This window comes from Paenibacillus chartarius (assembly GCF_042432825.1).
Taxonomy (GTDB): Bacteria; Bacillota; Bacilli; order Paenibacillales; family NBRC-103111; genus Gordoniibacillus; species Gordoniibacillus chartarius.
The window spans coordinates 1-11798 of sequence record NZ_JBHLWN010000062.1; the positions used below are offsets into that span (position 1 = coordinate 1).

Consider the following 11798-nt stretch of genomic DNA (forward strand, 5'->3'; position numbering starts at 1 on the left):
CTTCTGCCTCATTCACCCCTCATTCAGACTCAGAACACCTGCTTAATTCCGAGCCTCTATATTCTCAGATAATACAAAGAAGCACGATAATATCAATTTTCCATGCTTGGCCAGATCGACACCTTGACGGTGACGATGCTGGAGCAGACAAGTAATACGAAGTAGCGTATAGTAGGAGTAGTTGAAAACGTATTCCAGGAGGCTACAGCCATGTCACAGGAGATTTGATTAACCTGCCGGTCAAAGATGTTGAGAGGTCCACTTGGGTTCCATGCGGTGAGCTTTGGTAACGAGAGGGCCAAGCTTGACATAGGCCAAACAACGATATTGCTGTTCCCGGATGCGGCGTTTGAGCAATTTACAGGCTCAAAAACCGCAGATACCTCCCATAGCGCAGAAGTAATATTTTCCGTTGGCGCTAAAAGCAGAGAAGAAGTAGATGCCCTTATTCAAAAAGTAGAGCTTGCCGGAGGATGCATCTTTGGCAAGCCGAGTGAAATAGACGGCTGGATGTACGGCGCAGGATTTGCCGACCTGGACGGTCACCGCTGGAACCTGCTGTATATGGATGAAAGCAAACAGCCGAAACGCTAATATGGAAGTACACATATTGGAACCAACCTCCCGTTAGCGGAACGAGGCCGCGGGAGCCGCCGCGGCTTCATTGTGCCGTTATAGCCGGCTCACGCATCAGTTAGTTCAGTCTAAATTTTTATTGTCCCGTGTAGCCACCATTCTACATACTTGCTTATTGTTGGCGCAACCCACTGCCGACTATCGTTTTCATGGTTCCATACAAACACGTCATCTTTGCACGCTCCCTTTCCAAGCACCGGAAAACAAAATAAGTCCCCGATTCCGCTATCCGCAAAAAAGATCAGGTTATCGAATGGCATATAATGTTCTTTGAAGTAATCGTCCCGATACCTCATGTTTTCATTCATAATTTCATCTATAGACCAGATCAGTCCCAAATCGTAACATCCCTTTAATCCATTTGTCTCCAACAGAATTTCTTTCAATTGTTGGGGCAGCACCGCGCTAAGCTGCTCTTCAACTTTTGCAATCTCATTTAGCGATGCTGGATTATGAAACGTACAATCCTCTGAAACACCCTTGAAAAATTCAACCCACATACATTCTCCTCCGCCGACAGCTACATAACCAGCTTTTCATATCCCGTCGTAGTTCAACATTCGATAGACCTTTTTTCTTGAAGTGCTTTCGAAATTTTGCAGACAACGTAACCCACAATGCTTCCAAATAAATTTAATAACACATCGTCAATATCAGCTATCCCGAGATTTGCAGTGTATTGGATGGAATATCCAAAGGAACTATGCCATTTCCCCTTGAAAAATAAATGTTCCCGTAACATGCCTTCTTGGGTCATTCCGATTTTCTCCATAACTCTTGACGAAGCAGCATTTTCAGGTCTGCACGTTGCGAAAATCCTGTGAAGTCTGAGATCGGTAAACCCAAATTTGCACAAGGCATATGCGGCTTCCGATGCATATCCAAGCCCCCCAATACTGACGATGTAAGCAATATCCAAGTGCCGCCTGCGAAGGTTCACCGATATGCAGCCCGCACCCTCCAATTAATGAACCGCTTTCTTTGAGGGTGATAGCTAACTAGTAAATCTCTCTAGGCTGTTGTTTCTGAGACCTTATCATTCTGTCTAAATAGTCTTTTGTTGCGGCCTCCGAGTTTGGCCCCCATTCCATAAAGCGTACTAGGTCGGCATCGGAAGCATAGGCATGAAACTGTTCCCAGTCATCCTTAGTAAATTCCCGTAAAATCAGTCGGTCTGTCTTAAGCAGCATAATAACCTCCCCGTAGCACGGCTAAGAAACAGGAATATCAACTCAGGACACCGGCTCTCCGCTCGAGGGATTACTCAGAAGTTATGCATGGGTTGAAAGGAAAACCTTAGGCAGTTACTGTACGATAAATCTAATATACCATAAAATGTAATTCTCTTGGTGTGGCGCCATACTATGATTTTTAAATTAATAATTGGAAATTCAATTGATAGCTTTATAGGAATCATTATTTTTCTCCCGTAAACGAAAATAGCGCCGCCCACAGGGACGACGCTCGTTTTTCGCTTCCAGTAGCCTTAATGAACCGGCTCCGTCTCAAACAAAATTTCGTCAATCGGCTCGTTCTTTACCATCATCGTCACATTAAACGAATCATAATCTTTCTCTTTATCCAGCTCTTCCATCAGCAGCATCGCGATCAGCTCGCGGTCGTCGGCGCCGCCCGGTTCCCGGAAGTCGATAAATCCTGTCAACTGGCGGTGGCTAATATCGACCGTTGCCGTACCGATCGGCAAGCCGCCGCGGGACTGCTGATATATTTCGTAGGTCAGCACATCCCCGTCGTCCCGCACGAGCACGATGTTGTAATCGTCACGGTCACCCTCGAACATCGCCTCATCCTCTTCTTGGCCGAGCAGGTCGTTTCGCTTCAGCTCGATGGAATCGACCAGCTCTTCCTCGAACATCATAACCAGCTGAAACGATTCCACATCATGCTCGTCAAAATCGTTCACGATAAGCCGTGCGGCTTCATCAATCTCTTCCTCAACGGGGTCGTACACCCAATCCACCGTACCGGACACATCGCGGCCCCGTATCGAGAGCAGCGCTTCGGCGACCAAATCCTGATGCCTGTCATAGATTTGATATTCGACCCGGCCGCGTTCTTCATGGACGATGATCAGCTCGAAGCCGAGCCCCTCCGACTCGTCATCGGCATAAATCGTCTCCGTCAGATCGTCTTGGTAAGAATCCATGGCGGACAGTTCCCCGTCATCCTCCACCCAATCGAAGTCGTTCTCTTGGCCTAGCTTGACAATGACTCGTTCGTAAGGAGCATAAGTTACGATCACATCGCAAGCTTGAACCGACAATGCTTCGGCCAGCGCCTCTACATGCCGCTGAACGCGATCCAGAACAAGAGGCTTCGACTCCTCGTCAAGCTCCTCCGCTTCGAGCTGCACGGCTCCCGTCAAGCGATCGTTTTCCCGGTATACGAGGGTCATATTCCCGACGTATCGATCGTCGTAGACGATGTCGAGCGTCTCTCCGCCAGACGTTTTCAAATCAGGTCTAAGCAACCATTGAGCCATAGTGAACAGCTCTCCCTTCCGCTTCGGATTCTTTCTGTAGAATACCCAAGAGCGGCAGGTTTATAACAAATATTTCAAAAGAAGGCGAGCTTAGACCGGAGCTCCGTCCTGTGCGCGCTGAGCGGCACCAGGCTGATCCGTCTCCGCCCCATTTTCGCTGCTAACCGTACGGTCCTCAGTTCCTCTCGGCAAGGCTAGCTGCGCCATCGGCGGAATCGGCTGAACCGGCGGCATCCCGGAATTCGGCATACCGGCCGGCTGAGTACCCTCATGAGGAATCGTCCCTGCCGGATTGACCGCCGTCATCCCGCCGGGCACTTCCTCTACGTACTGTTTTGCCATTCTTACCGTATTATCGAACAAGTCCTGAACGATGGTCCGAAACGCCGGCTTGGAAATGAACATCCGCAGCGCTGCGGGCATCATATCGTAGCCTTTGTCCACAACCCAATTGAATTTATCTTGGCCGGTAATGAGAATGAGCTGCTCCGCCCGCTTTTCCGCACCCAGCATAAGCGTCATGGCCGTCTTTTTCGCCTGCGACATCGCTATGCCCCGGTGCAAAATCAAATATAATACCCCTAGCACAAACGCGGCAATCGGCTCTCCGTACTCCACAATCCACGTAAACCACATTAGTACCCCTCCTCATGATGTGAACTTGTGTCTACGCTAACAAAGTACGCAAGCAAGCCCATTTGTGTGCTTACGGGATAAGAGTCCAAGCGCAGCGGGAAAGACGCCCATAGGATATCGTATACCGGGCGGCAAACCCGGAATCAAGAGCCTCAAGGAGGTTGAGGCATATGCATCCTGTTGGTGCATTTACCTCGACTGCTGCCATTTTGGTACTGTTCATTTTGCTGGTCATCGTTTCCCGTACTTTCCTTCTGTAAGCAGCAGAAAAGGGACTATCCGAAATCATCGAGGATGACGTCGGATGGTCCCGTTTCATTATGGCATAGTTATCTGGGTTTGTTTACGTTACTGCGCACTCCCGCCGTGCGCCATTAGAGCCGCCAGCTCGCTGTCCGTCAGCTCGCGGACAGCACCGATCGGCAGCTCGGGGTCCAGCTCTAGCGGTCCCATCGTTAGCCGTTTCAAATAGACGACTTTCTTGCCGACCGCCTCGAACATTCGTTTCACCTGATGGAACTTCCCTTCGGTAATCGTCAGTTCGATCCGGGCGAGACCGTCCGCCGCCTCCTCCGCACGCTCCACGATGTGCAGCTTCGCCGGCAGCGTGACATAGCCGTCGTCCAAGGCGACTCCCGCTTCAAAGGCTAGCTTGTCCTGCTCGCTTACGTTTCCGGCGACTCGGGCATAATACGTCTTCGGTACGTGCTTGCGCGGCGACAGCAGGTTGTGGGCCAGCTTGCCGTCATTGGTCAGCAGCAGCAGACCTTCGGTATCTTTATCGAGCCGGCCGACCGGGAACGGTTCGAACGTCCTGTATTCTTCCGGCAGCAGATCGATAACGGTGCGGTCTCTCGTATCTTCCGTTGCCGATACGACGCCGGGCGGCTTGTGAAGCATGAGATAAATAAACTCCCGGTAGCGTACCTCCTGCCCCAGAACGGTCACGCGGTCCGTTTCCGGATCAACCTGCAGACCGCTGTCCTTAACGACTTTGCCGTTCACTAGAATATCTCCGCTCTTGGCCAGCCGCTTCAGCTCGGTACGCGTGCCATAGCCCATATGCGCGAGCAGCTTGTCGAGTCTTAGCTTTTTGCTCATTGTGCTGTAGTTTCCCTCATCTTTCGATTTTACCCGTTCTCATGCTCTTTCACCGGCGGATTCGCGATTAGGCGCTCAACCGCATCACACAGTACCGGATCAAGCACTTCGATATCCAGATCATAGGGAGCGAACGGAGCTTCCCCGATCCGGCGCAATTTGTCCAGATACTCGGCACTATCCCGGCGAAGCTTGTCCAGATGAATGCCCAGCGTCTCTTCAGGCTGCGGGTCCAGCTTCTGCAGAGCGGCGGTCAACAGCTTCACCGCACCGCTGACGTTTCCGTTCGCATGATGATACAGTCCGACCGCGACCTGCAGCAAGCCTTGAAGCAGCGGGTGCCGGCCTTCCTCCAGCCACAGCTCCTCCATCACTTCATGGCACTCGAAGTAGTCTCTTTCGACGTTGAAATAGTATACGAATTCGATGAATAACCGGTCGTATCCTTGTACCATTCGGCTTCAGCCTCCCCGGCCCGAAGTCATTTCGGGGCTTCGTTCTTCGCTCTTGCGATCGCCGCTTCAAGCTCGTGCGACAGCTCCTCCAAAAGCCACAGCTCTTCCTTCTCCCAAATTTCGTTGAACCGGAGCTGGAATTGCGCCGCTTCGCGAACCCGGTGGTAAAAATACAGCTGCTGAATGTAGTTGAGAACGCGCGATACGTGGTTGGAGTTGTCCTCGAACATCTTCTGGGACTCCACAATCTCTTCCCGTATCGAAGACATTTCCAGATCGAGCAAGTAGGCCGCCTCCGCCGCTTTGCTGAGCCGCTTGCGCACCTCTTCGGGCAGCTTCGATTCTTTATATTTATAATTAAGGGAATGCTCGATCGTCGCCCAGAAATTCATCGCCAGGGTGCGGATCTGAATTTCCGCCAGCACGTGCTTCATGCCGAGCGACGTTTGCACCGGATACTCGACGATCAGGTGGTAGCTCCGGTACCCGCTTTCCTTTTTATTCGTGATATAGTCCTTCTCATAAACAAGCTTAAAGTCGCGGCGCTCGCGAATAAGCTCGGCTACCCGCTGAATGTCTTCCGTAAACTGGCACATGATGCGGATACCGGCGATGTCTTCGATGCCTTTCTCCAGCTGGTCCATCGGTACATTCAGGCGTTTCGCCTTCTCCAGAATGCTCGATATTTTCTTCACCCGACCTGTTACGAATTCGATGGGCGCGTACTCCTCCGAGCTTTTCAGCTCCGTGCGCAGCGTCTTGAATTTGACCTTCAGCTCCTCTACCGCTTGCTCGTAGGGAAACAAAAACTTTTTCCAGTCACGTCCGTCCATCCGACCTGCCTCCTGTCATCCCTGCCTACCGGTGATCCGCGCCGACCGCCTCCGCAATATGCGCAAAGCCGTCCCGCTTGAGCAGCTCCGCCAAGCCGTCGTTCAGCTTGCGGAGCAGCGCCGGGCCTTCATAAATAAGAGCCGTATACACTTCGATCAAGGAAGCGCCGGCGCGTATTTTATCATAAGCATCCTGTGCCGTGAAAATCCCGCCGCAGCCGACGATCGGCAGCTTGCCCTCCGTCAGCGAATAGATGCGCTTAACGATTTCCGTCGAGCGCTTCGTTAACGGTCTGCCGCTGAGCCCGCCCGCCTGCTGGCGGTTCGGGTGGAGCAAGCCGTCGCGACCCAGCGTCGTATTCGTCGCAATGATGCCGGATACGCCGCTGCTTCGGATCGTTGCGGCCGTCGCTTCCAGCTCGATATCCGATAAGTCCGGTGCGATCTTGACGAGAATCGGCTTCGCTTCGCCGCCATGATGCCGGCGCTGAGCCGCCATCTCGTCCGTAACGGCGCGAAGCAGACGCTCCAAATCGTTCCCATGCTGTAGATTACGCAAGTCCGGCGTATTCGGTGAGCTGATATTGACGACGAAGAAATCGCCGTATGGATACAGCGACTGAATGCATTTCCGGTAGTCGTCTTCCGCCTGCTCGTTCGGCGTCGTCTTGTTTTTGCCGATGTTCACCGCAACCGGAACGGGCTGCCGTCCCGCTCGCCGCAAATTGTCCGCCATGGCGGCGGTGCCGACATTATTGAAGCCCATCCGGTTAATGAGCGCTTCGTCCGGCGGCAGGCGGAACAACCGGGGCTGCTCGTTGCCGGCTTGTTCGACCGGCGTCACCGTACCGACCTCGACGAATCCGAAGCCGAGCCGGGAGAAGCCTTTGACCGCCCGCCCGTTCTTGTCGAGACCCGCGGCAAGCCCGATCGGCGTATGGAATTCTAGATTCCACAGCTTCGTACGAAGCTCCCGCTTCGCCTCCGTCCCCCATACCGCTTGGAGCAATGCGCCTGCGCCGGGCAGGCCGGCAAAGCCCCCCAGTCCGTCGACTATTAAATGATGCGCCGCTTCCGGATCCATCCGGAACAGCACAGGTTTTGCAATCGTTTTATAGATCATGTCCGACCCCTCCGTTTCTTACCAGTTTATCGCGAACGGGGCATTTATGCAAAAGGAGTTAGGCATATTTTGGATCGGAGCTTTTCAGCAATCGCTTACATTTTTCCGCTACCGCGGTTTCGGCGTTTATGATACGATATGGGCAGAAGCATCTATCGATCAAGAGAAAGGGTGATAGACTATGGCGCAGCGTAAAACCTATATGGACAAGCGCGCGAAAGATACGGTAAACAAAAAAGCCATCATATGGACGGGAGCGATCGTACTCGCCCTCGTCGTTGCGATGACTGTTTTGCTCATTGTGAATCCGTAAACGGACTAGTCTAGCCATTGATATACTTTGTTCGGATTGCTGTCGTTCGTTTGCAGGGGAAGCCGGAATGCCGGCTTCCCTTTGCCGTTTCCGGGATTTCCCCCGCCCCCTGCGCTGCCTGTTCCGCTGCCGCTCAGCGGTGCATCTTCGGGCAGAAGACCGCTGCCGATCGTTACTTTCGTCCCGTGCGGTACCATATCGTACAATTCCTCCACATCCGCCTGAAGCATCCGCACGCAGCCGAGCGACTCGTCCTGACCGATGCTCGACGGCTTATTCGTACCGTGAATCGCATACAGCGTATCCGACAGCGTCATCCCCCGCGAGCCGAAATCACCGTTCGACTTGTTGTTCGGGTTGCGGACCTTTTCCGATATCGTAAACTCGCCGTCAGGCGTCTTGTCGCCGCCCAAGCCGACCGGATACAGCCGCACGATACGGTTGCCCGACAGCAGGGCGAGCCGGTGCTGTTTCTTATCGACGACGATGCGAAGCGGCTCGGAAAGCGGCGGCAGCTGTGCGCCCGGAGGCGCTTTGGCGGATGCCGATGATGCGGGCGGCTCCGCCGCCGTCCCGGCGGCAGGAACGGCCGTTGATCCCGCTTGTACGATGATGGGAAAACGCGCTTGCATCTCCGGCGTTACTCCCGGCAGCAGATTGTCGGGATACGGTCTGGCCAGCTGCTCCGGCTGCTGAGGCGCCGTGCCGTAGCGCTGCGTATATGCGGCGATGGCGGAACGCAGCACTGCGTCCTGCTCCTGGGCGGACGCCCAGGCATCGACGACGGCGCGCGCCGCGTCCGCGCCGACGACCTCGCAGGCGCAGGCTGCCGGATCGAGCGGGCGTGCGGTCCGCACGCCCGTCTCGTCGGCGGCGCCTAGCCTGAACAGCAGCTTCGCCGGGACGTGCCAGTACACCCACTGGCCGTCCGGCGAAGCTGCCCCCGCGGCGGCGATCGCTTCGCCGCCGCTTCCCGCCGCCAGCAGCGCCATCGCTTGCGCTGCGGCGGCGCCGCTGCCGGCCCCGGCTTCGCCCGGGGCCGCGTACAGCACAGCGGGGGGCTGCCCGGCCCCCGCTGTGCCCGGTGCCGGCCCGCCGGGCTGGCCGGCACCGCCGGCGGCGCCTGGCGCCGCAGCGGCGGGCTGCGCGGGGGCGGCGGCTGCGCCGCCGTCCGCCCCGCGCCGGTCCGCCTCCGCGGCGCCCGCGCCCGGCTCGGCGTCGGACGCCGACGCCGAGAACAGCAGCAGCGCGGCCAGGCCCGCGCCGAGCAGCGCCGTGCGGCGGCGCCGCCGCTGCTGCGCCGGTGCCGCAGCCTGCGGCTTCGCGCGGCTGCCTCCCGCTCGCTCCGCCGCCTGCGCATCCGTCATCTCTCGCTTCAGCCGTTCGAGATCGACATCCGGCTTGCGCTTCTCGAACGCCTCATACACTTCGCCCGCTTGAGCGAAGCAGTATGCGGCTTTGCCCTCCTTGCCCTGCGCGGCATATTCTCTGCCCAGCAAGTACCAGGCCATCTTCTGATCGGGATGCTCGCGTAAAAACTGCTTCAAATACAGCGGATCGTCGATTTGGCTCCGGTCGAAAAATTGCTTTACCTGCTGATCCGTCCCTTTGCGCTCTATCGGTTTTCCTTCCACCGCTGCTCCTCCTGTTTCGTTACCACCTTATTCCAATAATGTATCGGCACGAAAACGGTATCTTGGGAGAGGCTTAAGTCCTATACGAGCCCCTGCTTTGCCCCAGATGACGCATCGCATCCTAATCCCGCAACAAGCAAAAAACCGGAGGCATCGCCCCCGGCTCATCTCACTGCCTTATTTCCAATCGCCCTATTCCTGCTCAGCCGCATCCATCAAATACCGCTTCTCTTCCATAACCGCCGCAAACGCTTGAACGACGATCGGATCGAAATGCGTACCTTGACAGCGCAGCAGCTCCTGTACGCCCTCATAATAGCTTCGGCCTTTGGAGTAAGGACGGTCTGTTGTCATCGCATCGAAAGCGTCGGCTACTGCCGTAATCCGCGCGAAGAATGGAATCTCTTCGCCTTTGAGTCCATCCGGATAGCCGGTACCGTCCATCTTCTCATGGTGATGCTTGGCGATAAGCGCTGCGGATACATGCTTCCCTTCTTCCTCCATCTTCGATAAGATGCGCGCGCCGATCGTCGCATGCGAGATCATGACCGCAAACTCGTTGTCATCCAGGCTGTTTTCCTTCAGCAGCACGCTATCCGGCACTCCGATCTTGCCGATATCGTGCATCAAGACAGCTCGATGAAATTGCTTGCATTGCTCCTCCGGTACGCCTAGCTTACGGGCGATCCAGAGCGAGTACAGCGCTACGCGGGAAGAATGACCGGCTGTATACGGATCCCGGGATTCCAGAGCGACGATCAGCATATGGATGGCGCTCATCGTAAACGGCAGCTTCTGCTCCTGTCCGTCTGCATACAGCTCTTGTGCGGATTCCAGCAGCAGCGTCAGTTCCCGGTTGCGCTGCTCCAACACACGGATCCGTTCCTCCAGAAAGGAGGTGTCTCTCATCTGCAATCACTCCCTGATAGCCGGAAGCCCCAGGGAAGGTCCCCGGGGCAACGTTAAGCCTTATTTTGTTCGCAGCACGGCAGCGCGCACTTCCCCAGCCCATTGTACGTCAAGTCCGATCTCTTCGGCAAAGAAACGAACCGGTACATATGTGCGGCCATCCTTGATATAGGGAGCAACGTCCGTAGGCTTGCTTACGTCGGCTTGTCCGGCTTCTTTGCGCGTCAGGCCGGTTTTCCCGACATACAGCTCAACGGTCGTATCGCCCTTCACAAGCGAGACGGTCTGATCATCCGAAAATTTCACTTCATAACCGAGCTCCTCGGCGATGAATCGAACCGGAACCATCGTGCGGCCGTTTTCGATTTCGGGCTGCGCATCGAATGCAATTTGCTTATTCTCAACGACGACCTTCACCAGGTTGTCTTTAGTCAGCACCGGAAGCTGGTAAGCCTCGAGCTGCCGAATCCGGTTGTTGCCCGAATCCGCTACATAAATCGTTCCGTCCGTGTCAATGGCAACTCCGGTCGGGACATTAAACAGCGCCCCCGACTCCGTCCCGTCATGAAAGCCATGATCGTTTGGCGTTCCGGCAAGCGTCGACACGACGCCATCCTTGATATAGCGGACCGCATGATTCAGCGAATCGGCGACAACCAGACCGCCATTGGGATCAACCGCAATCCCTTTCGGGAAGTTGAACATCGCCTGATCGGCCGCTCCGTCCGCATAATCCCCCTCGGCATACAGCGAAGCTTTCGCGTAGAGCGTTCCGTTCTCGCCTGTGCCTGAACCGGCAACCGTCGTCACTTTACCTGCCGCAAAATCAATATAACGAATACGCTGATTCCCGGAGTCACTCACATACAGATTGCCCTTGGCATCCAAAGCGAGTCCCGTCGGTTCATTGAACAAGGCGGTTTTCAAATCCCCGTCCCTGTAATCTCCTGCCGGCCTGACAACCGAAGCAGACAGTTTTACGGCACGTTTGGAAGCCGCATTGAGAGTGCTCACCGTTCCGTCGGCGGTTATTTTGCGAATCACGTGGTTCAAAGTATCCGCAACATAGACGGTACCGTCCGCTGTCACTGCGATTCCCGTCGGATAATACAGCTGAGCCTCCGCTCCCTTACCGTCCTTCAAACCGAGAACGCCGTTACCGGCCAATGTGGTTACGTTGCCGCTCGTATCGATTTTGCGAACGGCATGATTATCGGAATCCGCGACATAGACGCTGCCTTTGCCATCGACTGCCAGCGCTAATGGATTATTAAACAAGGATCGTTCCGCTTTGCCGTCCACCAGCGCTCCTTGCGGCAGCCCTTTGTTATCCAAAATGACGCTGATCGGCAGTCCCGCTGCTGTCGATACGATGCCGCCGCTTAGCTTACGAATCTTGTCATTCGTCGCGTCTGCAATATATACCGTCTTATCCGCCCCTATTGCAACCCCTGTCGGCATCCGGAACGACGCTTCCGCCGCCGCGCCGTCCTGCTCCGTATATGCGCCGCTGCCCGCAACGGTCGACACTTGAAGCATCGGCGTGCCATTACTGTTCAATACCGCTGCGGAATCGGCGGCGTATGCCGCCGTTCCCGCAACGGAGCTTGTAAGCAAGAGCAATGATAGCGTAGTTTTCGTTAAAAGTTTCATAG

The 11798-nt window shown here is 55.2% G+C and carries 15 protein-coding genes; 3 read left to right on the top strand and 12 right to left on the bottom strand.

Going from position 1 to position 11798, the window contains the following annotated elements:
- Positions 1–276 precede the first annotated feature (276 nt).
- Positions 277–594 (top strand): VOC family protein, encoded by a 318-nt coding sequence (locus ACFFK0_RS15070; RefSeq protein WP_377471082.1) that lies wholly within the window; start codon positions 277–279, stop codon positions 592–594.
- Positions 595–704: 110 nt separating this feature from the next.
- Here the strand turns inward: ACFFK0_RS15070 and ACFFK0_RS15075 are convergent, their stop codons facing one another.
- The 5 genes from ACFFK0_RS15075 to ACFFK0_RS15095 all read right to left on the bottom strand — a co-directional run bounded on the left by ACFFK0_RS15075 (position 705) and on the right by ACFFK0_RS15095 (position 3775).
- Positions 705–1136 (bottom strand): SMI1/KNR4 family protein, encoded by a 432-nt coding sequence (locus ACFFK0_RS15075; RefSeq protein WP_377471083.1) that lies wholly within the window; start codon positions 1134–1136, stop codon positions 705–707.
- Between the two features lie 53 nt (positions 1137–1189).
- A complete protein-coding gene (locus ACFFK0_RS15080; RefSeq protein ID WP_377471084.1) occupies positions 1190–1555 on the bottom strand; it encodes a GNAT family N-acetyltransferase in 366 nt (121 codons plus the stop codon).
- Between the two features lie 79 nt (positions 1556–1634).
- A complete protein-coding gene (locus tag ACFFK0_RS15085; RefSeq protein ID WP_377471085.1) occupies positions 1635–1826 on the bottom strand; it encodes a GNAT family N-acetyltransferase in 192 nt (63 codons plus the stop codon).
- A 296-nt stretch (positions 1827–2122) separates the two neighbouring features.
- The gene (locus ACFFK0_RS15090) at positions 2123–3139 is read right to left on the bottom strand and encodes a hypothetical protein (protein ID WP_377471086.1); all 1017 of its coding nucleotides are present in this window, start codon (positions 3137–3139) and stop codon (positions 2123–2125) included.
- Positions 3140–3229: 90 nt separating this feature from the next.
- On the bottom strand, positions 3230–3775 hold the full coding sequence (locus ACFFK0_RS15095; protein ID WP_377471087.1) for a hypothetical protein: 546 nt from the start codon (positions 3773–3775) through the stop codon (positions 3230–3232).
- A gap of 170 nt (positions 3776–3945) precedes the next feature.
- Here ACFFK0_RS15095 and ACFFK0_RS15100 point away from each other — a divergent pair, with 170 nt between their 5' ends.
- The gene (locus ACFFK0_RS15100) at positions 3946–4035 is read left to right on the top strand and encodes a YjcZ family sporulation protein (protein ID WP_377471088.1); all 90 of its coding nucleotides are present in this window, start codon (positions 3946–3948) and stop codon (positions 4033–4035) included.
- Positions 4036–4123: 88 nt separating this feature from the next.
- Here ACFFK0_RS15100 and ACFFK0_RS15105 read toward each other — a convergent pair whose 3' ends face one another.
- From ACFFK0_RS15105 to ACFFK0_RS15120, 4 genes are read right to left on the bottom strand one after another with little or no spacing between them, the layout of a single operon-like run.
- A complete protein-coding gene (locus tag ACFFK0_RS15105) occupies positions 4124–4876 on the bottom strand; it encodes a pseudouridine synthase (RefSeq protein WP_377471089.1) in 753 nt (250 codons plus the stop codon).
- Positions 4877–4905: 29 nt separating this feature from the next.
- A complete protein-coding gene (locus ACFFK0_RS15110) occupies positions 4906–5331 on the bottom strand; it encodes a DUF309 domain-containing protein (RefSeq protein WP_377471090.1) in 426 nt (141 codons plus the stop codon).
- Positions 5332–5357: 26 nt separating this feature from the next.
- On the bottom strand, positions 5358–6164 hold the full coding sequence (gene yjbM / locus ACFFK0_RS15115; protein ID WP_377471091.1) for a GTP diphosphokinase: 807 nt from the start codon (positions 6162–6164) through the stop codon (positions 5358–5360).
- Between the two features lie 25 nt (positions 6165–6189).
- Positions 6190–7287 carry a quinone-dependent dihydroorotate dehydrogenase gene (locus ACFFK0_RS15120; RefSeq protein ID WP_377471092.1) on the bottom strand — a complete coding sequence of 366 codons (1098 nt, stop codon included), beginning with the start codon at positions 7285–7287 and terminating at the stop codon, positions 6190–6192.
- Positions 7288–7468: 181 nt separating this feature from the next.
- Between ACFFK0_RS15120 and ACFFK0_RS15125 the strand changes: the two genes are divergently transcribed.
- The gene (locus ACFFK0_RS15125; protein WP_377471093.1) at positions 7469–7600 is read left to right on the top strand and encodes a hypothetical protein; all 132 of its coding nucleotides are present in this window, start codon (positions 7469–7471) and stop codon (positions 7598–7600) included.
- Positions 7601–7605: 5 nt separating this feature from the next.
- Here the strand turns inward: ACFFK0_RS15125 and ACFFK0_RS15130 are convergent, their stop codons facing one another.
- The 3 genes from ACFFK0_RS15130 to ACFFK0_RS15140 form a co-directional block, all read right to left on the bottom strand.
- Positions 7606–9234 carry a L,D-transpeptidase gene (locus ACFFK0_RS15130; RefSeq protein WP_377471094.1) on the bottom strand — a complete coding sequence of 543 codons (1629 nt, stop codon included), beginning with the start codon at positions 9232–9234 and terminating at the stop codon, positions 7606–7608.
- 192 nt (positions 9235–9426) lie between these two features.
- Positions 9427–10143: an HD-GYP domain-containing protein gene (locus ACFFK0_RS15135; protein WP_377471095.1), complete on the bottom strand. Its 717-nt coding sequence runs from the start codon at positions 10141–10143 to the stop codon at positions 9427–9429.
- A 60-nt stretch (positions 10144–10203) separates the two neighbouring features.
- Positions 10204–11796, bottom strand: a complete 1593-nt coding sequence (locus ACFFK0_RS15140) for an NHL domain-containing protein (protein WP_377471096.1) — start codon at positions 11794–11796, stop codon at positions 10204–10206.
- Positions 11797–11798 lie beyond the last annotated feature (2 nt).